23 protein-coding genes are annotated in these 26,674 nt (G+C 52.4%); 11 read left to right on the top strand and 12 right to left on the bottom strand.

Annotated features, from left to right (window positions below):
- On the top strand, positions 1 to 2,256 hold a 2,256-nt coding region (locus tag P1U71_RS03125; RefSeq protein ID WP_301104093.1), incomplete at its 5' end, for a NosD domain-containing protein.
- A 110-nt stretch (positions 2,257 to 2,366) separates the two neighbouring features.
- On the opposite strand, the gene P1U71_RS03120 is transcribed toward P1U71_RS03125, so the two are convergent.
- Positions 2,367 to 3,206 carry a response regulator transcription factor gene (locus P1U71_RS03120; RefSeq protein ID WP_301104092.1) on the bottom strand — a complete coding sequence of 280 codons (840 nt, stop codon included), beginning with the start codon at positions 3,204 to 3,206 and terminating at the stop codon, positions 2,367 to 2,369.
- Between the two features lie 606 nt (positions 3,207 to 3,812).
- Between P1U71_RS03120 and P1U71_RS03115 the strand changes: the two genes are divergently transcribed.
- Complete coding sequence (locus P1U71_RS03115; RefSeq protein ID WP_301104091.1) at positions 3,813 to 4,691, top strand: EAL domain-containing protein; 879 nt, start codon at positions 3,813 to 3,815, stop codon at positions 4,689 to 4,691.
- A 199-nt stretch (positions 4,692 to 4,890) separates the two neighbouring features.
- On the opposite strand, the gene P1U71_RS03110 is transcribed toward P1U71_RS03115, so the two are convergent.
- From P1U71_RS03110 to P1U71_RS03090, 5 genes are all read right to left on the bottom strand, one after another.
- The gene (locus tag P1U71_RS03110; RefSeq protein ID WP_301104090.1) at positions 4,891 to 5,871 is read right to left on the bottom strand and encodes an ABC transporter ATP-binding protein; all 981 of its coding nucleotides are present in this window, start codon (positions 5,869 to 5,871) and stop codon (positions 4,891 to 4,893) included.
- Positions 5,868 to 6,863: an ABC transporter ATP-binding protein gene (locus P1U71_RS03105; protein ID WP_301104089.1), complete on the bottom strand. Its 996-nt coding sequence runs from the start codon at positions 6,861 to 6,863 to the stop codon at positions 5,868 to 5,870. The genes P1U71_RS03110 and P1U71_RS03105 overlap by 4 nt, the downstream gene beginning before the upstream one ends.
- The gene (locus tag P1U71_RS03100) at positions 6,863 to 7,753 is read right to left on the bottom strand and encodes an ABC transporter permease (RefSeq protein ID WP_301104088.1); all 891 of its coding nucleotides are present in this window, start codon (positions 7,751 to 7,753) and stop codon (positions 6,863 to 6,865) included. The genes P1U71_RS03105 and P1U71_RS03100 overlap by 1 nt, the downstream gene beginning before the upstream one ends.
- Positions 7,750 to 8,718, bottom strand: a complete 969-nt coding sequence (locus tag P1U71_RS03095) for an ABC transporter permease (RefSeq protein ID WP_301104087.1) — start codon at positions 8,716 to 8,718, stop codon at positions 7,750 to 7,752. Before P1U71_RS03095 ends, P1U71_RS03100 begins: the two co-directional genes overlap by 4 nt.
- A gap of 75 nt (positions 8,719 to 8,793) precedes the next feature.
- Complete coding sequence (locus P1U71_RS03090) at positions 8,794 to 10,392, bottom strand: ABC transporter substrate-binding protein (RefSeq protein ID WP_301104086.1); 1,599 nt, start codon at positions 10,390 to 10,392, stop codon at positions 8,794 to 8,796.
- A 127-nt stretch (positions 10,393 to 10,519) separates the two neighbouring features.
- On the opposite strand from P1U71_RS03090, the gene P1U71_RS03085 reads away from it, so the two are divergent.
- The 8 genes from P1U71_RS03085 (at position 10,520) to P1U71_RS03050 (ending at position 20,382) form a co-directional block, all read left to right on the top strand.
- Positions 10,520 to 11,128, top strand: a complete 609-nt coding sequence (locus tag P1U71_RS03085) for a cupin domain-containing protein (protein WP_301104085.1) — start codon at positions 10,520 to 10,522, stop codon at positions 11,126 to 11,128.
- A gap of 29 nt (positions 11,129 to 11,157) precedes the next feature.
- Positions 11,158 to 12,807, top strand: a complete 1,650-nt coding sequence (locus tag P1U71_RS03080; RefSeq protein WP_301104084.1) for an amidohydrolase — start codon at positions 11,158 to 11,160, stop codon at positions 12,805 to 12,807.
- Complete coding sequence (locus P1U71_RS03075) at positions 12,804 to 13,733, top strand: GTP-binding protein (protein WP_301104083.1); 930 nt, start codon at positions 12,804 to 12,806, stop codon at positions 13,731 to 13,733. The genes P1U71_RS03080 and P1U71_RS03075 overlap by 4 nt, the downstream gene beginning before the upstream one ends.
- A gap of 50 nt (positions 13,734 to 13,783) precedes the next feature.
- Entirely contained in the window at positions 13,784 to 16,234 is a 2,451-nt protein-coding gene (locus P1U71_RS03070; protein ID WP_301104082.1) for an FAD-dependent oxidoreductase, read from the top strand.
- Positions 16,235 to 16,329: 95 nt separating this feature from the next.
- Positions 16,330 to 17,472, top strand: a complete 1,143-nt coding sequence (locus P1U71_RS03065) for a CaiB/BaiF CoA-transferase family protein (RefSeq protein WP_301104081.1) — start codon at positions 16,330 to 16,332, stop codon at positions 17,470 to 17,472.
- 76 nt (positions 17,473 to 17,548) lie between these two features.
- Positions 17,549 to 18,541: a TRAP transporter substrate-binding protein DctP gene (dctP, locus tag P1U71_RS03060; RefSeq protein ID WP_301104080.1), complete on the top strand. Its 993-nt coding sequence runs from the start codon at positions 17,549 to 17,551 to the stop codon at positions 18,539 to 18,541.
- Positions 18,542 to 18,568: 27 nt separating this feature from the next.
- On the top strand, positions 18,569 to 19,096 hold the full coding sequence (locus P1U71_RS03055; RefSeq protein WP_301104079.1) for a TRAP transporter small permease subunit: 528 nt from the start codon (positions 18,569 to 18,571) through the stop codon (positions 19,094 to 19,096).
- Positions 19,096 to 20,382 (top strand): TRAP transporter large permease, encoded by a 1,287-nt coding sequence (locus P1U71_RS03050; protein WP_301104078.1) that lies wholly within the window; start codon positions 19,096 to 19,098, stop codon positions 20,380 to 20,382. Before P1U71_RS03055 ends, P1U71_RS03050 begins: the two co-directional genes overlap by 1 nt.
- Positions 20,383 to 20,423: 41 nt before the next feature.
- Here the strand turns inward: P1U71_RS03050 and P1U71_RS03045 are convergent, their stop codons facing one another.
- The 6 genes from P1U71_RS03045 to rocF all read right to left on the bottom strand — a co-directional run bounded on the left by P1U71_RS03045 (position 20,424) and on the right by rocF (position 26,164).
- Positions 20,424 to 21,014 (bottom strand): LysE family transporter, encoded by a 591-nt coding sequence (locus P1U71_RS03045; RefSeq protein ID WP_301104077.1) that lies wholly within the window; start codon positions 21,012 to 21,014, stop codon positions 20,424 to 20,426.
- A gap of 57 nt (positions 21,015 to 21,071) precedes the next feature.
- Positions 21,072 to 22,433: an MATE family efflux transporter gene (locus P1U71_RS03040; RefSeq protein WP_301104076.1), complete on the bottom strand. Its 1,362-nt coding sequence runs from the start codon at positions 22,431 to 22,433 to the stop codon at positions 21,072 to 21,074.
- Between the two features lie 48 nt (positions 22,434 to 22,481).
- Positions 22,482 to 22,925: a MarR family winged helix-turn-helix transcriptional regulator gene (locus P1U71_RS03035; RefSeq protein WP_301104075.1), complete on the bottom strand. Its 444-nt coding sequence runs from the start codon at positions 22,923 to 22,925 to the stop codon at positions 22,482 to 22,484.
- Between the two features lie 78 nt (positions 22,926 to 23,003).
- On the bottom strand, positions 23,004 to 23,930 hold the full coding sequence (locus P1U71_RS03030) for a fatty acid desaturase (RefSeq protein WP_301104074.1): 927 nt from the start codon (positions 23,928 to 23,930) through the stop codon (positions 23,004 to 23,006).
- A gap of 243 nt (positions 23,931 to 24,173) precedes the next feature.
- Positions 24,174 to 25,232, bottom strand: a complete 1,059-nt coding sequence (locus P1U71_RS03025; protein WP_301104073.1) for an ornithine cyclodeaminase — start codon at positions 25,230 to 25,232, stop codon at positions 24,174 to 24,176.
- A gap of 2 nt (positions 25,233 to 25,234) precedes the next feature.
- Entirely contained in the window at positions 25,235 to 26,164 is a 930-nt protein-coding gene (gene rocF, locus P1U71_RS03020) for an arginase (RefSeq protein ID WP_301104072.1), read from the bottom strand.
- Positions 26,165 to 26,293: 129 nt separating this feature from the next.
- Between rocF and P1U71_RS03015 the strand changes: the two genes are divergently transcribed.
- A partial coding sequence (locus P1U71_RS03015) for an Lrp/AsnC family transcriptional regulator (RefSeq protein WP_301104071.1) occupies positions 26,294 to 26,674 on the top strand: 381 nt, incomplete at its 3' end.

The following is a 26,674-nucleotide window of genomic DNA, read 5'->3' as shown; positions in this document are numbered from 1 at the left end:
GGGGTGGGTCTGCCGGATCTGGACTTTGATGCGATTTTCACCAACAACATATTTGAAGATGGCAGCGCGCTTGCGTATGTCGGGGATACAAATGTGGCCCGATCTCAGGAAATCACCTATCAGGGAGAGCTGGTTGACTATACGGTCATCACCCGAAGCATTACGGAGTCCCTCGACGTTGCCCAGGCCGGTGATACGGTTCTTGTCGGTGCCGGTACCTATGATTCCTTGAGGATAGATTATGACGACCCTGAAAACATCACCATCGATGGGCAGGGCGTGGCGACTATTTCTCTTGATGGGACGGAAAGCCTGCAACGAATTGTCGATTTGCGAGCAGACGGAACGACCTTTACAGGATTCAATATTGACGGTGGCGGCACTCATGTCGGGATTTCAATTTCTGGACAAAATGTGACGGCTTCTGAGAATAATATACAGAATGTCCTGACGGGCATTCAAACAACTACTCAATATACCGCTGGCAATAATACCATTACCGGCAATACCATAACGGAGTCCGGTTATGGTATAAGCCTTCAGAACAATTCAAACGTTGTGACGAACAACATTATCGATGTTGAAACAGAGGGTATGGGAATTGGTTCCGGTGATAATACTATCGCCGGCAATACTTTCACCGTCGGTAGTGAGGGTGTCCATATCCAGACGTATACGACAGAAGATTATGACGCGCTTCCCGGCGCCGATATTGATCTTCTGGCGGCGCTTGATGACAATAACTTCAGCAGTGCCACCTATGTCACCGATGGTACGGATATTACGGTTCAGACAATTTTTGGGAATATCCAGAGCGCGATCGATGTCGCGTCGAGCGGCAATACCGTCGAAATTATGGAGGGCGTCTATGAAGAGGATGTCGTCGATACCAAAAAGCTGGCTTTTGCATTCAGTAACGCCGTACTGGACGGCTTGACCCTGAATACCGACGGGTCCTCAATCAGCGGAACGGCATCCTCATCGGTCAACGGCTTCACCTTCAACGTAGATGTTGTTCTTGACGGGAATACCAGTCTGACGACGACGGGGGATGCCGGAATTACCACGGCGGCAATCGATGGAGCTTCAGCGGGCGGGCAAACGCTTAATATCAGTTCCAGCGGACCGGCGAGCATCGGCTCTGTCGGTAAAACGACACGCCTGGGCGCTACGGATATTGGAGGAACCGGTGCCAAAACCCTTACAGGAGATACCTATAAAGCGGACAGCCTTAATGTCGATGGTCCCGTGACACTGACCCAGAGTTTGACCAGTTTCAACACAACACAATCCGCAACAGCAGCTGGTGACATTACCTTTACCGGTGATTTGTTTGGAACAACCTCGGGCGAGCAGAATATTGTCTTGATTGCCGGAGACGGGGAGGGTGAGGCCTCAACAAACGGGGATATATCCCTGCAAAGTGCCGGCACTGAAACTGTAAAGCTTGGGCAGATGGAGGTTCTCGGGAATGACTTCTCCGCTGCAACGGTTTATCTCGCGGATAGTTTCGATGCACAGCAGACTGGCGATCAAACATTCACGCAGGAAACCCTGAATGCGGATGGGAATGTCACCAGCACTGTTGGTGGAAACGTGAACGGACCAATCAATTCAGGTGGCACCGCTACCGTTTCGGCGGGCAAGAGCGTTGTGGGATCCGTAACTGGGGCTGTTGTCGATGTGAAGGCGGTGACAACGGTATCGGGCACGGTTTCCGGAACGACGAGTGTGAAGGTCTCAGCCAACAACATTGACGCGACCGTAACCTCTCAGGGAACAGCAGAGATTGACGCCGTAGATAGTTATAACGGTACCGTGACGGCGGCGAAATCTACTATCAATGCGACTGTTGTGGACGCTGTGGTGAATGGTGGATCCTCAACAATCGTTGCCAATAGCGGTAACGTGACAGGCAATGCCAATGTTGATGTTGAAGGTGGCGGCGCGTTGGATGTTAATGGGCGGAAGGTTATCGGAAGCAGTGAGGCAGATTTCTACCAGATGGTTGTTGAAGATTATGTTCTTCCGGAAGGTGCCATTGTGACCACATCGGGCGAGATAGTCTTGCCAAAGGGGCTTGCGCTTGGTCTCATAAGCCCGCCCAGTGATGGCAGTATCGAGCCTAAAGTCATCCTTGTCCGGGATGTCCGGGCGTTGGGTTCGCTGCTGGAACAGGGGTATACTGCCATTGTAATTGATCTCAATGGAACCTCGGATGTGGATGAGGAAACACAACTGGTCATGGCTGAATAAGAGCATATTTTGATAAGTGCTCTTTTCAGGCTGATATCATTTGTCTATTAACCAGTATTTCTGCATCGTCAGAAGAAAGTCAGAAAGCGGAGGCTGAGCTTTTGTATTCGTCAAGTTTCAGTCGACAAGGACAGATTCTCGGCTGACTTGGGCGTTTCCATGACCGTTAGCGATGGATGGGCATCAGTGGTTTCATGTATTTCGGCGGTGCCGACGAAAACATATCCTCTGTTTCGCACCGTTTTAATATATGAGGGCATATCGTCATTTGGTTCAATGATTTTACGCACCTTGGCCACCAGATTATCTACTCGTCGGTCATCGTAATTCCACGGTGCCTTGAAAATGTTCCTGCATATATCGTCTCTTGATAAAGTTTCAAAGCAATGCCTTGCAAAGAAGGTCATCAATTGAAATTCATTCGTCGTCATTTTTAGAGGCTCTTGGTTCGGCCCATAGATATCCTTTTTTCCAATATGGATCACGAAAGGGGCTTCCTGAGCTTCTTCTCGAGGATAATAATATTTTCCTGGAGAAAGAAGCTTATCTTCCTCTATCCTATGCCGTATTCTTAAAAGCAATTCTCCAGAAGTTATTGGCTTTGAAAGGCAATCTGCCCCCGCTTCCAACGCCATAATTTTCAGTGCGACAAGCGATGCGTTATCAACGATAACGAATTTATGGACGGATTGATCCGATTTAATCGATCTAATTAAATGAATTCCGCTCCCATCGGGCAGATCGGCATTAGCTATGACAATATCATAAGAACAGGTCAGCCCCATGGACATGGCAGACTGCATATCATGTGCTACATGAACGATGGATTTATGCAATTTTAAATTTTTTGAGACTTCCTCTAAAAAAGCAGTATCCGCGTCTACAAGTAGAATTTTGGATTCTGGAGGTATAAGCTGATCAAATGTTGCCAAGCGTTCTGTTTGTTCCATCCGACTTTCATAGTCCCTTGTGCTACATTGTATAAATGCGTCGTGCAGCGCCTGCCTTGGTTTTTTAAGAATAGGCCAGCATCTTGTATGGTTTTACTATCGGAGATATAATTGAAATTTTTCCTATGTGAGGTGTGTTCGATGCTTTCTGCAGCTTTGATAACGTACACTCCTCCTAAGGCTAACTAACCCCTAAATATAGCCGTGCCATATAATAACATTGAAGTATAAGCTAGCATTATGATTGCTCCAACAGAAATTACAATTGGTTAAGTTGTAATCACCAAATGATATTTAATTAAGAAAAAAGCATTTTTATGGCAGGATCATGCTAAGCCCTTTTGACAATAGCGAGGCATCTGCTCGCACCTGATACCTACAGACCGCAAGCCTTGTGAGGCATGAAAGCTCGAACTCGAAAGATCTCTTTAGCATATTTTGCGAGATTTCTGATGTGGCCGCATCCATGCCCGCAATGAGAGATTATGAATTACATAACGTTACATTGCCGTACATGACGGCGCCCGCATAATTTCATTAAATGTCATTTGCCTAACGGTCGACAATTTATGAAAGGCGCTGTTTTATAAGGTAAGGTGATGTGGGATGAATGAATTTTTATCTGAACTGAAAAATTTTAAAGAAGATTCTTCAAATAGCACCCTGGTATGCGGCACTCGGAATGCGCAATATTATACTTCGTTTCTTGAAACTATTAATAACGCTGTCGTCCACTACCAGCCGATTATCGGTATTCGCGGAAATGCCTGTGTGGGTGTTGAGGCATTAATCCGGCCTAATCTGCATCACAAAAGCATGAGCTTTCAGCAATTCATCCAGTATGCCGAAGACATGGCTATTGTCCCCCGGATTACGGAAGTTGTCCTGAAGGATATTTTAGTACGGGTGCGCGCTCTGTCCTCCATTACGGCGCATGCTTCTCAAGCGCTTCTCAATACCTCTGCAGACCCGTTTTTTTATAGCGTCAACGTAAGTCCTTTCTGCCTCCGGGATCAGGCTTGCATAGATCTTGTCAATCAGTTTTTACATGTCGCTAACGATGATTTTAAGTTGGTGTTAGAGTTGTCTGAAAGAGATGTGTTCCCCGACAGCCTTCTCGAAGAATTCTATGACCGGGTAGGCTGCGATGATCGTATCGGATTTGCGCTGGATGATTTTGGTGTTGGGGAGGCTCGCTTTGAAAATCTCAGCTTATCTAAGCTGGATTATATAAAAATTGATAAGTCTTTTGTCCCGCATGAAAAGCAGGTCAATATGATGAAGACCTTGAGCGCTATTATTGGGTTTTCAAGCATATTTGCTAAAAACATTATTGTCGAAGGCATAGAAACAGAGGATCAGCTTGATATGGTTTCAAGCATCGACGGTGTGGGCTTCGTTCAAGGATTTCTTTTTGCCAGGCCGACGGCATGGGATAATTTTCTTGCCTGCATGGCTTCAACGCAAGCGGTGCTGTCGCACTAACCTCTGCCTTGCTACATTACCCTTCAATAGATGCGGATATTCCTCAGCTACAAACCCTCAGGCAACAACGCTGGCGTTGTGACATTAACTTGCAGGGGGGCGAAGAAGTCCAGCTAAAGGAGCGCTTGCAGTTAGCCAGGGCTAAAAGCTTCCGCGCGACATAGCTTAAGGTAAGGCCGATTGACGTTGAGCGTGAGGACTAAATGAAAGTTCCTGCAGCATCCACCCGGTGGCAGGCGACACTGTGTTCATCGCTGATTTCGCGAAGTGTTGGCGGGGTGTCCGCGCAGCTCTCGACGGCAAAGGGACAGCGGCTTGAGAAGCGGCAGCCCTTTGGCAGGGAAATCGGGCTGGGCGGGTCACCGTCCAGCATAATGCGGTCTGCCCGGGGTTTGCCGATTGAGTCAGTCGACGGCACTGCGGAGATGAGGGCTTTTGTATATGGGTGGCGGGGGTTGCGGAAAATATCCTTCTTCTTGCCCTGTTCAACAATCTGCCCGAGGTACATTACAGCAATTTCGTCACAGATATGCTGAACAACGGCGAGGTCGTGACTGATGAAAAGATACGTCAGCTCAAACTCTTTCTTGAGCTTGGCGAGCAGGTTGAGAATTTGCGCCTGAATGGCAACATCAAGAGCCGATACCGGCTCATCGCAGACAATCAGGTCCGGTTGCGTTGCTAGGGCGCGAGCAATTCCGACACGCTGCCGCTGACCACCGGAAAACTGATGCGGGAAAAGCTCGCTCTGCTCCGGTCGAAGACCCACAATCTCGAATAGTTCCTTTACCCTCGCGTCTTGTTCCTTTGCTGTCCCAATACTCATAAGCTTCAAAGGGCGTTTCACAATTGAACCGACACGTTCTCGCGGGTTAAGGGAGGCGTAGGGATCCTGAAAGACGATTTGCATCTTCTTTCGTGCGTCACGCAAGGACGTGCCTTGAATATTTGTGATGTCATCTCCGCCGAGTTTAATCTGCCCCGCCGTCGGATCGACCAGGCGAACGCAGGCGAGCGCAGTCGTTGTCTTGCCGGAGCCGCTTTCCCCGACGAGGCCAAAGGCAACTCCCCGCTTGATGGAAAAAGATACTCCGTCTACGGCATGAACGACAGCACCGTCACGGGTTGGAAAATGAACTTTTAGGTCGGAAACCTCGAGCAATGCCTCTCCAGAATTCATACGGTTTCCTCCTGTGCAAGCCAGCAGCTAACTGACCGATTGTTCTCTATCTGAGCGCTCGGAGGGAATTCCACCCGGCAACGGTCCATCACATTTTGGCAGCGCGGCGCAAAGGCGCAGCCGGGTTTCGCGAGTTCAACCGCGCTTGGAACCACGCCCGGAATTTCGAACAGGGCGTCGGGATCGTCCGGTGGGTCGGCCTGTAGCGTCGGAATGCATGAAATCAGTCCCCGCGTATAGGGATGCTGCGGCGCGCGTATGAAATCGGTCGCCGGGCCATTCTCGATATTGCGGCCTGCATACATGACCATTACCCGATCCGCCATTTCGGCGACAACCCCAATATCGTGGGTAATCAGAATAATGGCCGTTTTGGTCTTCTCCTGCAATTCGCGGAACAGATCAAAGATCTGCGCCTGAACCGTTACGTCCAACGCGGTCGTTGGCTCATCAGCAATCAGCAATTTCGGCTCGCAAATAAGAGAAATTGCGATCATTACCCGCTGGCGCATGCCGCCGGAGAGCTGATGGGGGTAATCATCGACCCTCTTTTCAGGTGAAGGAATGCCGACCAGCCGTAATATCTCTATTGCCTTATTCCGCGCCTCCTTCCGGCTTAGGCCAAAATGCGTGCGAGCCGTTTCGGCAATCTGTTCGCCAACGGTAAACACCGGGTTGAGCGAAGTCATGGGCTCCTGAAAGACCATGGATACATCGTTTCCCCGCAGCGATTGCAGTTCTTTTTCGCTAGCCTTGGTGATATCGACACCTTCCAGCAGGATGTTGCCTTTGGAAATCCGTCCGGGAGGGTTTGGCACAAGTCCCATAATGGCGAGCGCGGTCATACTCTTGCCGCAGCCGGACTCTCCCACAATGCCGAGTGTTTCCCCATACTCGACATCAAAACTGAGGTCACGAACCACCGGGACTTCCTCGCCGCCGATTTGAAACGAAACCTCAAGATCGCGCACAGAAAGGAGAGGCGCCTGCATTATCGTTTCCTCAACTTCGGGTTAAGGGCATCGTTGAGCCCATCGCCGACAAGGCTGATTGCTAAAACGGTCAGGAAGATGGCAATACCGGGAAAAGTGACCCCCCACCAGCTATCCAGAATATACGGACGGTTATCGCCAATCATGCGACCCCAGCTCATATTGTTCGGATCGCTCAGACCGAGGAATGCGAGCCCGGCCTCAAACAGGATTGCAGTGCCGATGCTGAGGGCCGCTGATACGATAAGTGGCGGCGCGGCATTGGGCAGGATTACCGCCCAGATGATCCGCCGGTTCTTGGCGCCGATGGATCGTTCCGCCCGGACATAGTCCATGTTGCGCAGTCGCAAAAACTCCGCTCGTGTCAGGCGTGCCGTGCTCGTCCAGGAGACAATGCCGATGGCAATGGCAATGTTTGTCAATGTCGCGGAAAATAGCATCACCACCACCATGGCCAGCAGCAGATTGGGCAGGACCTGGAAAAATTCCGTTACCCGCATCAACAGATTATCGACCCAGCCGCCATAATATCCGGAGAGCGCGCCGATCGTTACGCCGATCACAATGGTCAGCAATGCGGCCGACGCGCCGATGGCGATTGTTATCCGCCCGCCATTGATAAGACCGGCCAGAATATCACGCCCAAGATAGTCCGTGCCCAGCAGATAGTCCGATTCAAGCGGCGGGGTGAGCGGCATCCATACCATTTCTGTTGGCGCAACTGGATAGACAAGAGGCCCTACCAAAGAAAAAATCAGCACAATGGCAAGCAGGATCAGACCGGCTACGGCCGATTGGTTGCTGCTGAACATCTTCCATGTCTGGCGCGCAGGAGATGTCGGTTTCTCCATCGATTCCGTACTAAAATTATCAAGGGAGCTATCCGTCATTTTGCGCTTATCCTTGGGTCGATGACCCGGTAGGCGATATCAACGACGATATTGACGATCAGAACGAGCACCGCAGAGAAAAACAGAATGCCGAGCAGGGTTGGGGAATCCCGCCTTAAGATGGATTCAAATGCCAGAGTTCCAAGCCCGGGCCAGGCAAAAACGGTCTCTACCAGCACGGCGCCAGAGATAACCTGCGCGAACTGAAGCCCGGCAAAAGTGACAACCGGCAAGACGGCGTTACGAAGGGCATGCTTATAGACGACAAGAAATCGGCTTAATCCCTTCGCTCGCGCTGTGCGGATATAGTCGGATTCCAGAACTTCGAGCATGCTGGCGCGCGACAGACGGCTGTAAAAAGCAAGATAAATGGAGGCCAGCGTCAGAACGGGCAGGACGAGATGTTGGGCAACATCGAAGATATAGGCGAATGTGCCCTCCGGTTCATCCGCTGTGGCCATGCCAGCAATGGGGAAAATCGGGACTGCAACGGACAATAGCAGGATCAGCATGATACCAATCCAGAAAACCGGCGCAGAAAACCCGGCAAGAGATAATATGGTGACAAGATTGCTGAGGAGCGAGTTACGTTTCTGGGCCGATGCCACCCCCAACGCTGTTCCGACAAGCAGCGCAAAGAGGAGAGCCGTGATGACAAGCAGGAGGGTGGCGCCCATGCGATCCAGAATGAGCTCTGTCACCGGCTTGTCATAGTAGAAGCTATGGCCAAGGTTGCCATGCAGGACATTTCCTAGGTAGGTGAAAAGCTGTATATGAAAGGGCTGGTCAAGACCGAAATCGGCGTGAAGTTCTGCGAGTAGTTCCGGTGTCGCGCCGCCCATTTCGCCAGCAAGAACTTCGACCGGATCGCCCGGAGCGATATGAATCAATGTAAAATTAAGGACCAGTACCGCGAGTAGCAGTATGACTGCATTGCCTATTCTTTTGGACAATGATTTTACCATTTAATGCCTCATGCATACCGCGAATGGAGACCGGGGCGAGGGTCTCTGTATGGACCGCCGCCCCGGATAATCTGTTTAGTCTTTCAGATATACTTCGTGCCAAGGCGCCAGCGGGCCAAACACACTTGACGGAGGGTTGCCGACCTTATCTGAATAGACGGTTGCGGTGAAATCTTGCGGCATATAGATGAAGATAAGATCCTCAACGGCTTTCCGCTGAATTTCGGCATAAGTAGCCTTGCGTTTGTCGAGGTCTGTTTCAATGGCGGCCGCATCAAGAAGCGCATCCATAGCCGGGTCGCAATACCCTTGTGTATTCGACCAGATCACATTGCGGATATTGTCGCAATCGAAATGGCGGTGGACGCCGATGACAGGATCAGGATAGTTGAAGGAGCCATTCATTGTTGCCTGATAGTCAAAGCTTGAAATACGCTTGACCCAGGTTCCGAAGTCGGGTGCCTGACGCAGTTCAACTTTTATACCAATCTTGCCAAGCTGGGACTGAATATATTCACCCATCGGACCATGAGCCTGTTTCGCCCAACTCGGAATATCGAGGGTGAAGGAAAACCGCTCGTCATTTGCGCCGACGGGATATCCTGCTTCATCAAGAAGAGCGGCGGCCTTGTCGAGATCGGCCTCGAAGCTCGGAACGTCACCGGAATAGAACACACTACCCGTATGAAGCGGGCCGGTACCCGCATCGACACGACCACCAAACAGGATTTTCGCGATAAAGGATGTATCAATCGCATGTGCCAATGCCTCGCGAACCTTGAGATCACTGAAGGGCTTGTCGCGAAGGTTCAGTTCCAGATAGTGAATATAGCCAACAGCTCCATATCCTTCCGTGGTAACCGTGAGGCGGCCCGTTTTCTCAAGGCGACCGGCGTCAGTTGCGCGAATGCCGGAAAAGCCGACATAGTCAATTTCACCCTTTTCCATCATGAGAACGCGGGTAAGGCTATCCTTCACAATTGAAAAAACCAGCTTATCGAGATAGGGACGTCCCTCAATAAAGAAATCCTCATTCTTCACAAGAACCAGCTTTTCCGCTGGTGTGTTTTCCGCGACCTTGAAAGGGCCGGAACCAACGACATTTTCCATGTTGCGCGGATGCTTTTTGAGATCCTGCCCGTCGCCATAAACATGTTTTGGAATGATCGGCAGCAATAGTGGCTCCATGGAAAGGAGCAGGCCCGGAATTGGAGCAGAAAGACGGAAGACAGCGGTGCTGGCGTCCGGTGTTTCAACGGTCGCGACATTGCTGAACATTGCCTTGCCGAAGGGGTGGTTGGCTTTCACTGTTTCCAGCGAGAAGGCAACATCTTCGGAGGTAATTGGTTGTCCGTCGTGGAACTTCGCGCCTTCGACCAGCTTGAAGCTATAGGTCAAGTTATCGTCGGATATGGTCCAGCTTTCAGCAAGATAGGGAGACGCTTTGTAATTTTCATCAATCAATACAAGTCCGGCGAATATCTGTGAGCCGGGAATGCCGGTTGCCGCGCCTGATTGCACCGCCGGGTTCAGCGTGCGATAGCCGCTGGATGTTGTATTTAATGTGCCGCCTGCTTTTGGCTCGGCGGCGGAAATTGGTGTCGCGCCGAGCATGGCAGTTATCGCCAAGGGAGCGACAATCAAGAGCCTGCGCATAATTTTTGTATGGAACATATCCGGATATTCTCCCCATAAAAATCGAGATCGTTATTCACTTCGAGATGAAAAGGGTTGCATCATAACTGAAAAATTGCAACATTATTTTCAGTATCATGAAATTTGTTGCGAAAGTTTCTGCATAATGTCTGCAAAAAGTAGTAAAGTTTCAGCGCAGGGTGTTAACCCTGAAGCGCAAGTTCCCGTTGGGCAGCAAATCCGCGAGTTGCGCCGTGCGCGCGGGTTGACCTTGACGGACATGAAAGAAATGACGGGACGCTCCGTCGGTAACCTCAGTGAAATGGAACGCGGTACCAGCCCGATTACCATCGAGGCGCTAGATGTCATCGCGCGGGCGTTGGACGTATCCATTAACTGGTTTTTCAGCGGAACCGCTGTCGCCGCTGCGGAGGAACGCGATGTCATTGTCCGTCGCTCGGCCCGCCGGGAAATTAACCTAAGTCAGGCGGGAACACGCGAAGAATTATTGTCCCCGAACCTAAAGGGTCAATTGGAGTTAATCCTGACCACCTTCTCCCCCGGGGCTGGAACAGGGGAGGCGGGACGTGCCCGCAAGGGTGAAGAAGGAGGACTGGTGCTATCCGGTGAGTTAGAGCTGAGCGTGAATGGGCATACATATGTTCTGGAAGAGGGAGACAGTTTCCAAATGCGCGGCATCGGCAAGCATTGGTGCCATAACCCGGGTGAAGTGGATACGGTTGTTGTTTGGGCGATCAGCCCGGCGTCCTACTAATAAATAACTGGAAAGAACAGGGGGAAGGTATGAGCGAAATAACCGTCTTTACCGCGCGGAAAATCCGTACAATGAACCCGTCCATGCCGGAGGCAAGCGCCGTTGCGGTCCGCGATGGACAAATCATTGAGGTCGGGACATTGCAGACCATGAAGCCCTGGCTTGAGGCGCATCCTCATCGCATTGATGAGAGTTTCGCGGACCATGTCCTGATGCCGGGGTTTATCGACCCGCATCTTCATCCATCGCTGGGCGCGATCCTTTTATCCTGTCATTTCATAACGGCAATGGAATGGAAGCTCCCCGACCGGACCTGCGCTCCCGTTCGCAGCCCCGAGGCCTATCTTGCGAGGCTCAGGGAAATTGACGAAGGTATTGAGGATCGGGCGGAACCGCTGATCACTTGGGGATACCATAAAATATGGCATGGTGCCGTTGATCGGGAGGCGATAAATGCCATCTCGTCAACACGTCCTATTTTTGTCTGGCAACGGTCTTTTCATGAGATTATTGCCAATGATGCGGCGATTGACTGGATGGGGCTGGATCGCGGGGACCTTGAACGCCATCCGCAGATCGATCTCACCTCCGGGCGTTTCTTCGAGACCGGGCTTGCCGTCGCGACGAAAGCGATGAATCTCTATTTATTTCAGCCGGAGCGATTTAAGCAGGGCCTGGAACTTGTAAAGAAGGCCGTTCATTATGGGGGCCACACGACTATCGGGGAGATGGCTTATCCGCTCCTCGATGATTTGGCCGAGTGGAATTTCCTGAGTGAGGCCATTGAACGAGACGATGTGCCGTTCCGGATGCAGATCATTCCACGCGGCGCGCTTCGGGGTGCTTGGGATGGCGCTATCGATGATGAACTCGCACGTGTGGAGAGCTATGCATCCCGGGGAAGCCATCGTCTGATATTTGGGAACGGTATAAAACTCTTTACGGATGGCGGATTTTTTGCGGAATTGATGCAGATGCAGGAACCGGGATTTATCGATGGTCATCATGGCGAATGGTTGATGGCGCCAGAGATGTTTGAAGCGCTCGCGCGGGCTTTCTGGAATGCCGGAAAGCGCATCCATGTGCATTGCACTGGCGATCTTGGCGTGGAACTTGCGCTTGATACGCTGGAAAAATTGCAGTTCGAACGGCCACGGGTCAATCACCGATTTACGATTGAACATTTCGGTGTGTCGACACCGGAGCAGGTTCGCCGGATTGCGGATCTCGGGGCGCTGGTGTCGGCGAATGTCTATTATGTCCACGAACTTGGCGAAGCATATTGGCAGCATTCCATTGGCTATGAACGCGCGTCCCAGATGGCGCGGCTTGGCACCCTTGCCCGTCATAATGTGACCACTGCGCTTCACTCCGATTTCACCATGGCGCCGGCTCTGCCGCTCAATTCCGCCTGGGTCGCCGTCAACCGCATTGCTGAATCCGGTGCCGTGATCGGCCCGGAGGAACGGATAGACCTTGATGCGGCCATGCGGGCAATCACCATTGATGCTGCCTATGTGATCGGCATGGAGCATGAAATTGGCTCTATTCGCGCGGGAAAGAAAGCCGATTTTACGGTGCTGGAGGCAGACCCCTGGGAAACGCCGGTGGAAAATCTGAAAGATATTCCTATCTGGGGCACCGTTTTTGAAGGTCAGCCCTTTCCGATCGCCAAATGAACGGGCGCATTCCGATCATCCTGATGTCGGGCTATCTCGGCGCGGGCAAAACGACCCTTATCAATCATTTGCTGGCGGCGGATCATGGTCGCCGGATCGCCGTGCTGGTCAATGATTTCGGGGCGATCAATATAGACGCCGCTCTGATCAGTGATCAGACAGAGAACACCATTAGTCTGACTAATGGCTGTGTTTGCTGTTCGATCACGGACGATCTTGGTACGGTACTTGATGCGCTTACCACGCGGGAGGCGCCGCCGGATCTCGTGGTTCTGGAGGCAAGCGGTGTGGCAGAGCCTGCGCGCCTTGCCTGCCATGCGGGCAATTGGCCGGGCTTTGAACTTGACGCCATCATCACTTTGCTGGATGCCGAGACCGTACAGATACGAGCAGGAAATAAATTCGTTGGTCAGCTTGTGAAAAGCCAGATAGAGGCAGCTGATTTGCTAATCCTGACCAAAACCGATCTTGTTTCACATGAAACACGCAAGGAATTGACCGGATGGCTAGAAAGACGGGCGCCAGGTGTCTCTGTCATTATGACTGAGGCAGGAAATGTTGCGCCGGAGTTGATAATCGGTCTGCCTGAACGAACAAGGTCATCGCAGCTTATAAAAGAAGAGCCGCATGAGGATTGTTTCTCCGCATCGCACTGGACGCCGCCCGCTCCGATGCGCAGGGATGCACTGATCAATAACCTTGCGCAGTTGCCGCCATCTATTCATCGGGTAAAGGGTTTTTTCATCGATGCAGATACCGGCAAAATTACCCTTCTGCAACGGGTCGGGCTCCGGCTCTCGTTTGAAGACGCGCCTATGAATGCGGACGTTGGCTTTGTCATGATTTCCGCCGGCTCTCCGCAAGAGCTGGAAAGAGGCGTGAAAATTCTCTCAAATGCGATAGATTCTTCCCGTCTTCATGCATAACCTGTAGTTAATTTTAATAAGTAACTTGTTGTTACATCAAGGATTAAGCCATGAGTGAGTTGCCCAGCAAGGCCCGCGTTGTTATCATTGGTGGGGGCGTAATTGGATGCTCGGTTGCCTATCATTTAACGAAATTGGGCTGGAAGGATGTGGTCCTGCTGGAGAGAAAGCAGCTGACGTCGGGAACTACCTGGCACGCGGCAGGCCTTATTGCGCAGCTCAGGGCATCGAAAAATATGACGCGGCTGGCAAAATACAGCCAAGAACTTTACACCAAGCTTGAAGCTGAAACAGGAGTCTCGACCGGTGTCCGCGAGACGGGATCAATTACCGTTGCCCTCACGGCAGAGCGGAGAGAAGAAATTCTGCGGCAGGCGTCGATGGCGCGTGCCTTTGATGTAGAAATCGAAGAAATCAGCCCGGCGGAAGTCAAGGCGCGCTATGATTATCTTAACATCGACGGGGTAACGGGTGCGGTTTGGCTTCCCCGCGATGGTCAGGGAGATCCGGGTAATATCGCGCTGGCCATGGCGAAGGGCGCGCGCCAGCGGGATACGCAAATCTTTGAACGGGTGGCGGTGACTGATATTCGCTTATCCGGACGGCGCGCGACGGGTGTTGACTGGCGCCGGGAAGATGGCGAGGCGGGCCATATCGAGGCCGACATGGTGGTGAATTGCGCGGGGATGTGGGCGCATCAGGTTGGCCGACTGGCCGGGGTCAATGTGCCCTTACATGCCTGCGAGCATTTCTATATCGTCACTGAAAGTATCAAGGACCTTCCGCAACTCCCGGTCCTTCGCGTGCCCGATGAATGCGCCTATTACAAGGAAGATGCAGGAAAAATCCTGCTGGGCGCGTTTGAGCCGGTGGCGAAACCCTGGGGCATGAAAGGCATTCCGGAAAGTTTCGAATTTGATCAATTGCCTGAGGATTTCGATCATTTTGAACCGATCCTCAGCGATGCCGTTAGCAGAATGCCGATCCTGGCAGAGGCTGGCATCCATACTTTTTTCAACGGACCAGAGAGTTTTACCCCCGATGATGCCTATCATCTCGGCCTCGCGCCGGAACTTGATAATTTCTGGATTGCGGCTGGCTTTAACTCCATCGGTATCCAGTCGGCGGGCGGTGCGGGCATGGCGCTGGCCCAATGGATGGAAGATGGCATGAAGCCGTTTGATCTTGGCGATGTGGATATCGCGCGAATGCAGCCTTTTCAAGGGAACCGGCACTATCTGTTTGAACGCTCGAAAGAAACGCTTGGCCTCCTGTATGCGGATCATTTTCCCTTCCGCCAGAAAGCCACAGCTCGAGGCATTCGTCGCTCTCCTTTCCATCAGGATATGCTCTCCCGTGGCGCAGTGATGGGGGAGGTGGCTGGCTGGGAAAGGCCGAACTGGTTCGCTAATCCGGGGCAGGAACGGAACTATCAGTATAGCTGGAAGCGGCAGAACTGGTTTGAAAATTCGGCGGCGGAACATAAGGCCATCCGCGAGAATGTCGGGATGTATGACATGACCTCTTTTGGCAAGATTCGTGTTGAAGGGCCGGATGCCGAGAAATTCCTGAACTATGTGGGCGGCGGGGACTATTCCGTTCCAATGGGTAAGATTGTCTATACGCAGTTTCTGAATGAAAGAGGGGGGATTGAGGCAGATGTCACCGTAACCCGCCTCACGGAAACCGCCTATCTTGTGGTGACCCCATCGGCAACCCGGCTTGCGGATCAGCGCTGGCTGGAACGTCATCGCGGTGACTTTAGGGTTGTCATTACCGATGTAACCGCAGGTGAGGCTATACTCGCCGTGATGGGACCTAATTCCCGCAAACTCCTCGAGATGGTCAGCCCGAATGATTTTTCAAATGATCATAATCCTTTTGGAACAGCCCAAAATATCGAGATTGGCATGAGCCTTGCCCGGGTGCACCGCGTTACCTATGTCGGGGAGCTTGGCTGGGAGGTTTATGTTTCAACGGATATGGCAAGCCATGTGTTCGAGACTTTTATTGAGGCCGGAGAAGAGCTCGACCTAAAGCTATGCGGAATGCATATGATGGACAGTTGCCGAATGGAAAAGGCGTTCCGTCACTTCGGGCATGATATTACATCGGGAGATCATGTCATTGATGCGGGTCTTGGCTTTGCCGTAAAGGCGACCAAGTCCAACTTTATTGGTCGTGATGCAGTGCTCGCGCGAAAAGAAAGCGGGCCGCATAGCCGTCTTGTCCAGTTTCTCCTGAACGATCCGGAACCGCTCCTGTTCCATCACGAACCGATTGTTCGCGATGGGGACGTGGTTGGATATCTCACATCCGGGAACTACGGTCATACTCTCGGCGGTGCAGTCGGGCTTGGGTATGTTCCAAGCAAGGGAGAGAAACCTGCCGATGTTCTGGCCTCGGATTATGAGATCGAGGTGGCCGGCCTCCGCATAAAGGCGACGGCGTCTTTGAAGCCGATGTATGATCCCGCTTCAAAACGTGCGAAGGATATGTAAACCCTTAGCATCGGTGAAAGTTATGCCTTTCAACTATCTTGCGCTTGGATTACCGTATTCGCTCCGCTGTTGAGGATAGACAAAGGAATATATGGATGAGCGGCGTCCTGCCACTAACCGGAATTCGGGTCATTGAAATGAGCCATATGGTGATGGGGCCGACCTGCGGCATGATCCTCGCGCAGCTTGGCGCGGAAGTGATCAAGGTGGAGCCACCGAAAGGAGACAAGACCCGTAGCCTTAAAGGTATGGGAACGGCGTTTTTTCCGCTCTTTAACCGGGGGAAGCGCAGTCTGGTGCTGGACATAACCCATGAAAAAGACAGGGAAATTCTTCATAAGCTTCTCGATACTGCCGACGTTTTCTTGGAGAACTTCAAGGATGGCCTTCTTGCGCGTCAGGGACTGGCGCACGAGTTGCTGTTGGAACGGCATCCGGCTTTGATTATTGCTGGTCATAAGGGGTTCCTTTCCGGCCCGTATCAGCATCGCCCCGCGCTTGATGAGGTGGTGCAGATGATGTCCGGGCTTGCCATGATGACCGGAACGCGCGCCCGGCCGCTTCGTGTTGGTTCCTCGATTAATGATATTATGGGCGGGATGTTCGGCGTTATCGGAATACTAGCCGCCTTGCGTGAACGTGACCGGACAGCGCGGGGCAAGAACATCCGGATCGGGCTTTTTGAAAATAGTCTTTTCTCTGTCGCCCAGCATATGGTGCAGTATGAGATGACCGGCGTAGCGTCAACACCGATGCCGGAGCGGACGCACGCTTGGCCGGTTTATGATATTTTTGATACCAGCGACGGGCAGAAAATTTTTATCGCTGTTGTGACCGACGGCCATTGGAAGGCCTTTTGCGAAACCTACAGCCTCGCTGAGTTTTTGAATGATGACCGCCTTGGGACGGCGACCGACCGGATTGAGGCACGCTCCTGGACGATCCCGAAGGTCGCGGAAAAGGTCCGGAATTATTCCATGGAATTATTGAGCGCGAAGCTTGATAGTCTCAGCATTCCTTTTGCGCCAATCAACAGTCCGGAGGATCTTTTTGATGATCCTCATGTTCAACGTGAAGGAGGCCTTGTGCATTTTGAGGATAGTGACGGGCAGACATACCGCGCGCCTACACTGCCGCTGGAGTTGGATGGAGAGGCCCTCGGTGAGGGCCTCCATGTGCCGGCGCTAGGGGCGGATACGGACGAAATTCTGAAAGAGCTGGGCGTGGCTGAAAAATAGAATCTGGCTGGTTTTTGATGTGCAAAGACGTAATAGTAAGAAGTGGTAAAAAACAATAACCTTGAGGGAGGGAGTTATGAGAAGACTATACACATTGGCGGTTGGGTTTTCAGTAGTGTTCGCCGCATTCGGCGTGATGGACGAGGCTAATGCCGCAACCGAGATGCGATGCAGCCATCAACTGCCGCCAGCGCATCACATTGCGAAAGTCATCGACCGGTGGGCCGCGGAAGTTGAAACGCTGTCGGACGGGGAAATCGATGTCCAGGTGTTTGGGGCGAATAGCCTGACCGGCGCAAAGGAAAACGCGACGGCAGTTGCCAAGGGAAATATCGATTGCGCCTTTTCGATCAATCCGCAGTGGGGCAAGACCTTACCGTTGATGAATGTCACACTTGGCCCCTTCGCCGTTAGCAGCCTGGAAGCGCTGCAAAAATGGGATGGCTCCGAGGCGGCGAATTTTCTCGAAGAAAAACTGATGACCAAGGGCGTGAAGAATGTCGTCTGGCTGTTCACAACGCGCAGCACCGCCATCACGTCTAGCGGTAAGCCGCTGATCAAGCCTGCGGATTTTGAAGGTGTTAAAATACGGGGGCTGGGGCCAGTCCCCGATGCAGGATTTGTGGAGATGGGCGCAGCCCCATCCGCAATGTCGGGCAGCAAGGTCTATCAGGCGCTGTCGACAGGAGTGATTGATGCCGGTTTGACGGATGTTTCCGCCGCAGTCTCACGTAAATATTATGAGGTTCAGGATCATGTGACGATCCTTCCGCTTTTCAGTATTTACTTTCATGGCTATGTCAATCCCGCTTGGTATAACGGCCTCTCGGACAAGGGCAAGATGGCAGTCGATGAGGCCGGCAAGAAGGCAGCCGTTTGGGCAATCGAAGCCTCTGAGGCTTCCGCTGCCAGTGCGCCGGATGAGCTCGCCGCTAAGGGGATGAAGGTTCACATCGCGACGGATGAGGATATCGAAGCCTTGAAGGCCGTGATGAGCCCGGCGTTTTATAAGGCATTTAGTGAAGCCTCGGGCGATGACGGCAAAAAGCTTCTCGATCTGCTGAACTAGTTTGAGCTTGTCACGATCACTATGGATATGAAGGACAAATCGGCGGAAGAAGGAACCTTTTCCTCTTCCGTCTTTATTCGGATGATCGAGTATCTTTCGTTTGGTGCTGCAGTCATTAGCGCAGCGCTTGTCATATTCACTCTTTTAATGACTGGCTACAGTGTGTTTCAGCGCTACGTCCTGGGAACACCGGTCACTTGGACGGATGAAATGTCGGGCTTTCTGGTGGTCGCCATTGTCATGTTGGGCGCGGCAGAAACCCTTCGGCGGGGCGAACATATCAGCGTTGATATTCTTTCCTCAAAAGCGACGGGCGGGCGGAAGAAGATGCTCGTAATCCTGAGCTTTCTTGCGACGGCCTTTCTCGCCGCTGTTCTTTTTATCAGCGCATGGGAGGCGGTGCAGTTCTCATACGCAATTGGCGTTTATTCCAGCGGCTATCTTGAAGCGCCGCTCTGGATACCGCAGTCCTTTCTGCTCGTAGGGGCGGGGCTGCTGTTTCTGATCTCCCTCGCGCGAGCTGTTGACGGCATCCTGAAATGGAGGCGGAGTTAGTGGCGACGTTCCTTGTCCTGTTAGTTCTTGTCCTTCTGCTTCTGACCGGTATACCGATCTTTGTAGGGCTTGGAGTGGCCTCCGTCATTATCATGCTGCTGACGGAGGGAAGTATTTCCAGTGTCGCGGACACATTCTTCGCAAAACTCGACAACGGCCTTCTGACGGCCATTCCCATGTTTGCCTTTATGGCCCATGTGATGATCAAGTCTAAGGTGGTGGACGATCTGTATGACGCGGCGAACGCCATGGTCGGACATTTTAAGGGTGGGCTGGGGGTGGCTACTGTCCTCTCCTGTACGATTTTTGCGGCGATTTCCGGATCCTCTGTGGCCACGGCCCTTACCATCGGCTCAAGCGCTATTCCCCAGATGCAGCGCTTTGGATACCGCGCCCGGGATGCCTATGGTGTTATCGTTGCGGGTGGCACGCTGGGCATTTTGATTCCGCCATCGGGGCCGCTGATCCTCTATGCCATCGTTTCCGAAACCTCGATCGGCGCCCTCTTTATGGCAGGCTTTATTCCGGGGATACTTATGGCGTTGATTTTCGCCTGCTTTTGCATCTCCCAGGCCTATATCCGGGGCGATGCCAGGAGGAGCGGTTGGGTCGGTTGGCGCGCGGGTCTTAAGGCAATCCGGAAATCTTTCTGGTCCCTTTCAATGCCGCCGCTGGTGCTTGGCGGGATATATCTTGGTATTTTCACCGCCTCGGAAGCGGCGTCCATCGGGTGCATCTACGCTCTTCTCGTAGGCGCGCTGGTGTACCGTAATTTTGGTCTGAAAGAACTCGCGGAGACGGCCTTTGAAACGGTCCGCACGACGACCATGCTGTTCATGATCCTTGGGGCGGCGGCGTTATTCAGTCGGGCAGTGACGATTATTCGCCTGCCCATCGAACTGATGGAGGGTGTGGTGGCGCTTGGCCTGTCGCCGATTGGCTTTATCCTTGTCGTCATGTTCGTCATTCTCATTTTGGGCATGTTTCTGGAGACAATTTCCATCATTCTGATCACGACACCAATCGTGCTGCCGATCCTGATGCAGCTTGATGTCAATCTGATCTGGTACGGTATTCTTCTCATGATCAATCTGGAACTCGCGCTGATTACACCGCCGGTTGGGATGAACCTGTTTGTGATCAAGGGGATTGCCAATGCACCGCTGGTTGAGGTGATTCTCGGCGCTATCCCCTACGTAATTTTGCTCCTCGGGGGGCTTGCGCTGGTGATTTTGATCCCTGATCTTGCACTCTGGCTTCCTGACCTTGCGGGCTTTGGCCGGTAAAATCATAATACCTTGCTCAGCCGGCAGGATCAATCAGGCGTTTAGAAATTTGCAAAGAGGGCGAGGGCCACAACGGCAAGCATCGCCACCGCCATTAAAATATTTATTCGGAACTGAATATGTGGAGCCAGTTCCAGTCGTTTGACCATGATCCCTGCCGCAAGCCACAGGAAATGAACAGGCACCCAAACGGCATTGAGGAGTGCGAATTTGAGTATTGTTTCCCAAACGAGGGTGTCGGATAAGAATGGAAACCCAGTGAACAGGGTTGTATTAACGGCATAGGCCTTGGGGTTGATCAGCTGCAGAGTGATGCCCGCAAAAATGCCGGGCTGACGGGTGGTTTCGATAAAGGCGATTTTCGCGCCTGCCGTGGCAATCCTGAACGCGAGATAAAGAAGATAGACGAGCGATAACACCAGCAGGATATTGCGCACTATCGGCACGGCGAAGACAATTGCCGCCAGTCCCGAGACAACAGCGAGCGCTACAAGATTATTGCCAATAAAAAGCCCGATCACATAGCGAGTTCCGGCGGCGCGACCAAAGGCGGAACCAACCCCGGCGGTCGAAAGAACACCGGGCCCGGGGGTGATGATGAGGAAGAAAACCGCCAGAAAAAATGCAATCATCTATACTATCCCGAAACGTCGGCGGGATGAGCCTGACGCATTGTTTATTTTTATCTCTTACCAGCGGGAAACATATACAGAGAATGCGGTTGCCGCACCATAAATTGCCATGGCGGCACCAATCAGCGCGAATATCGTCCATTCCGGTGTATTGTAGGATGCCAGCATCCACCCCCCGAGCGCAACGAGGACAAGACGTATGGTTCCGGCAATGACGGGGCCAAGCACCTTTCCTGCACCCTGTGAGGAAAAATAAAGACATAAACCAAGGCCGAAAAGCCCATAAAAGGGGCCAACCCAGGCAAAATATAGCCCGGCAGATTTCATGACAGGATAGGCGTTAGTAAACATTCCCGTCCAGAGGTCGGGAAAGAGGGCCACAATCAGGCCAATAGCTCCAATGAGTATCCCTGCGCTTATCCCGCCGGTCCAGGCCACCTGTCGTGCCCGGACAATGTTTTTTGCGCCGATGGCCATTCCGACCATTGGGACGCAGGCGACGCCTATGGCAAATGCGATGGGCACCAGCAGGAATTCAAGCCGGGCGCCAATTCCGTATCCTGCCAAAGCTTCCACCCCAAATTCCGAGATTAGTCGTGTCAGAATAAGCACCGTGAGAACTGTCTGGAGTGGCGATATGCAGGAAATGGCACCGACTTTGAGGATATCCCGAAACATTTCTGCTTTTAGGCGGACTCCCTTCAAGGTCAGTTTAATGCGTGCTTTGCCGGATAACAGATACCAGATAAGGAACAGAGCGGAGGCACTGAAGGCTATAACCAGGCCGAGCCCGATGCCCGCCATGCCAAGCGCCGGAAATGGCCCCCAGCCGAGCCCGAAAGCTCCAGCCAGTAAAAACTGTGATATCGCGACCACAAGCAAGGTAATCGATGGAATTTTCATATCGCCGCCGCCCCGTATGACAGAAGCAAGGGTATTCGTCAGCCAAAGACTGACAGTACCCAGAAAAACGATATTGGAATACGCCAATGCCTCGGTGACCGCATCGCCGCTTCCACCGAGGAGCCGATAGATATATTGGCCGAACATCAGGAAAAAAACTCCGAATACTACGCCGGCGATGGCGCCGATAACAAGTGCATGAAATGCAAGCTGTTCCGCCCGGCGGTTATTATCCGCCCCCAGGGCCCGGCTGATGGCAGACGAAACACCGCCGCCCATCGCGCCAGCCGACAACATTTGCTGAAGCATGACCATAGGAAACACAAGTGCCAGCCCGGCCAATGCAGGTATGCCGAGCTGCCCTGCATAAGCGGTCTCCGCAATGGCAACAGCGGATGTGGCGGACATTGCAATTACATTGGGAACGCTAAGCCGAGCGAGAGTGCCGAGGATTGGTGCCGTCAAAAGAGGGTTAGGGTTCGCGGCAACTGCGGGGGACGGGCTTTCGGCGGTCATTGAAGATTCTTTCTATAATGGCTGTATATGCAGATATTTAGTAAAAAATTAATCCCGAAGGTCTTCTATCATGCGGTCTATTTTCGTGGCCAGCAGGCCACTGTCTTCTGGTCCTAGAACGTTGGCTATTCTTTCCTGAGCAGCCTCCCACCCCGGCCGGGCGGCAGTGTATTTTTGTCGTCCAGAATCCGTAAGATTTAGATTGCGGCTGCGGCGGTCCTTGTCGTCCTGGGTGAGGGTGACATAACCCCGCCTTTCAAGCGGGCGCAGGTTCCGGGTGAGGGTGGTTGGGTCCATCACCAGTTTCTCGGCAAGGGCGCCGACACTGATGCCATCGAAATATTTTAGATGGCCGAGCAATCCATATTGCGTGATCGTCAGGCCATAGGGTTCCAACAGCTGATCATAGATCTGCGTAATTCGGCGCGCGGCTTTGCGAAAGCGAGAGGCGCTGCAGGTTGACTTGAATTCTCGATCAGCAGTTGCGGTCATATTGGCTATATATCTGCATATGCAGATAATTTCAACCAAAAATTCCACAGAGCGCTGAAGGGCGTTCTCAGCGGCCGGTTATGTCGAGGGGGACAGCTTTCGGGCGGACTTAAAGGAGACAAGACGTTGAGAATTTTCATCCCAGAGCGCAAGCCGTATACAGGCGAAGCTCTCCCGCAGACTGATACGGTTCAGGGATTTAAGCGCCGGGAGTTCCGCAAGGCATGCTCCAAGGCGATAGTTCGGGATACGGCAGGAAAGGTGATGAATATGGTGAACGCCAATATTTCCGGAGAACCAACGGAGCGGCTGCGGAAGATCATAATAGCTGCTCGCCATCACCGAGGCTTCATGGATATTCCAGTTTTTCTTTTTCCGCCAATAGGTCTCTTCAAACTGGTGCTGTACGTAGAAAAGCCAGACACCTATAGTGGAAGATAGCAAAATGACCGGAATCTGAAGCATCAGGACATCAAGAAAGCCGAAACTAAAACCGAGAATCAGGGTAATCGCAACAATCCCGATATTGGTGCCCATGATGCCGACCAGCAAGGCAGGGCGCTGTCGAACCAAGTCAAGAGGGAACCTGTATTTGATAACAAACAGATATATCGGGCCGATACCAAACAATACGAGTGGCGTACGATAAATGCGGTAGGCGAGACGTTGCCACCAGCTGGACGCTTGATACTCGGCAACAGTAAGGATGTTAATATCGCCGATACCCCGTTTTTCCAGATTGCCGCAGGTAGCGTGATGGGTGTTATGGGAGCGTCGCCAGTATTCGTGCGGCGTAAGAGTGACAACACCGATCAGCCGGCCCACCAGATCATTGAGACGTGGCGACCGGAAAAAGGAATGATGCCCGCAATCATGCTGGATTATGAATAGCCGGACCGTGAACGCAGCGGCTGGAATGGAAAGCACTAAGGCCAGCCAGTATACATCGTCTACGATGACAATCATGCCCGCCCAGAGAATCACGAGCGGAATAATGGTCGTCAATAGTTGCAGGACGCTGCGTTTTGCATCCGGTGCGGCAAATCTCCTGGCAACCTCCGCCCATTTTTTGTCATATGTTCTTGGAGAGGCGCCCTGCGCCTGTGAATTGCCGGATAACGGCGCGGCCTGTTGCGGCCCTGATAAACTGGAAATAGTCGTTCCACCCTAATAAAAAAGTCGGCCAGACAGTATCTGTCAATCCCTCGGATTACAAGCTGAATCATATAATGGCACATCACTTCTGCGTTAGGCTGCGATCGTGGCCCTAAGCAACATCCCGAACAGATCGCGAGGATCATCGGGGTCCGCCAGCATATCGAGACTGTCGAAATATGCCGTGCCGGGCAGTTTACTGCGAACATAGCGAAGGGCTGAGAAATCTTCCGTCGCGAACCCGACCGAGTCGAACAGGGTTGTTTGATCCTGCCGCAGTCGCGCTTTTTCCTTGCCTGCGATAACGCGCCAAAGCTCCGTAACAGGATGCTTCTTGGGGAGCTGCTGGATTTCGCCTTCTATCCGTGTCTGAGGGGGATATTCGACAAAAATATCTGACCGCAGGAGAATATCCCGGTGCAGCTCCGTTTTACCGGGACAGTCGCCACCGACCGCGTTTATATGAATACCTGCTCCGACCATGTTGTCGGTCAGGATTGTCGCATATTGCTTGTCTGCCGTAACCGTTGTGACAATCTGTGCGCCCTCGACAGCCTCTTCCGCGGTTTGGCAAGACGTGATATCGAAGCCTTTACCGGACAGATTGCGCATGCATTTTTCGGTCGCGCGCGCGTCGATATCGAAAAGACGCAGTTTATTAATGTTAAGAAGGGCTTTAAAGGCCATTGCCTGAAATTCTGACTGCGCGCCATTCCCGATAATCGCCATGCAGTCCGCCCCGGCGGGCGCAAGATACTTTGCCGCGAGAGCCGAGGTTGCCGCCGTTCGAAGGGCCGTCAGAATAGTCATCTCTGAGAGCAGCACCGGATATCCGTTGTTGACATTGGACAGCATCCCGAACCCGGTGACAGTTTGCAGGCCCTCCCGCGTGTTCTTCGGATGACCATTGACATATTTGAAGCCATAGACCTCCCCGTCGCTGGTCGGCATCAGTTCGATCACCCCTTCCGGTGAATGAGAGGCAACGCGCGGTGTCTTGTCAAACAGCTCCCATCGCTTGAAGTCTTCCTCAATGAAAGTGGCGAGCTCGGCGAGGAAAGTCTCGATACCGACATTCAAAACCAGCTTCATCATGTTATCGACACTGACGAAGGGAACAATGTTGATGTCTTTTGGGGGATGAATTGCCATGGTTAGATGCTCCTCCGATGGGTATCAAGGACACGCTGGCCGAACAGGCTGGCGATAAGGTCGACAATCAACTCGCTGGTCTTGCCCCGGACGTCAAGAAACGGGTTCAACTCCGCGATATCGACAGAGGTGACCAATCCGCTGTCATATAGAATTTCCATGATCAGATGGGCTTCCCGATGATTGACACCACCGGAAACAGTTGTGCCGACGGCCGGTGCGATCTCCGGATCCAGAAAATCGACATCCAGGCTGACATGCAGACGCCCGTTCGCCCGCCGCACCCTATCGATAAATCGTCTTAAGGGGGTAGCGACGCCAAACTCATCGATGGCGCGCATATCGTGAACATCTATGCTGGTGCGGGCAATGCGCGCTTGCTCGGCCGGATCAACGGAGCGAATGCCCATCATGCAGATATTTTCGGGCTTGATGGGCGCGGCTGGCCTTGGGATAACGCCATCAAAGCTGGGATCGCCAATAATATAGGTGACGGGCGTGCCATGAAGATTTCCGGTATCTGTGCTTTCCAGCGTCTGAAAATCGGTATGGGCGTCGAGCCAGAGAAGGAATTGTTCCTGCCCGGCTTCTTCACTGGCGCGGGCAAGTGCAGGGAGGATGCCTGCGGCAATGCAATGATCGCCACCCATAAATACCGGGACTGGACCCTCTTTGAGCATTGTTTCGCAATACTGATCGAGTTTGCCGATCAGTGCGGCATAATCGGCAAGATGATGGATTTTCGGATTTGGATGGTGAATTTCTTCCGTTGGGTCCGTGGTAATATTTCCGGCATCCGAAACGTCATAGCCGAGACGCGATAATCTGGTGGAGATATCGGCGGCTCTCAAGGCATCCGGCCCCATCAGGCAGCCGGTGCGCCGACTACCATGATCCGTTGGAACACCGACGAGTAAAATAGATTGTTCCATTATTCTACTGCTTTCCGGCTAGTGACTATTCATAGTGTTAAGCTGGGGAAAATTAGTGGCGGAAACAATGCGGAGAAGTGACAATTTTGCGCATTGATATTATCAATATGATAAATTAAAGTTATCAAAATGGATAAAACGGATCAAAATTTGATTGCCGTATTGCGGCATAACGCCCGCGCCTCTATTTCCGAGCTGGCGTCGACACTGAATCTTTCCCGGGCGACGGTTCGTGCGCGATTGGATCGGCTGATTGCCGAGAAAGAAATCCTCGGCTTTACGGTCGTTCTGAAAAAGGACCTGGCAGATTTCCCTGTGCGTGGCATTACCCTGATCGAGATTGAAGGGAAGGGGGATGAACGGATCATCTCCCGCTTGCGGGGATTTCCAGAAATTCAAACGATCCATTCGACAAATGGACGTTGGGACCTTATCGTAGAATTCGGCGCGGAGACCCTGTCGGACATGGATCAGGTGTTGAGGCAGATACGAAGGATTGATGGCATCAAC

Origin of the sequence: Sneathiella sp. (genome assembly GCF_029233945.1) — a bacterium.
Classification (GTDB): Bacteria; Pseudomonadota; Alphaproteobacteria; order Sneathiellales; family Sneathiellaceae; genus Sneathiella.
The sequence above is the reverse complement of the archived record's forward strand: the minus strand, read 5'-3'. Positions and strand labels throughout refer to the sequence as shown.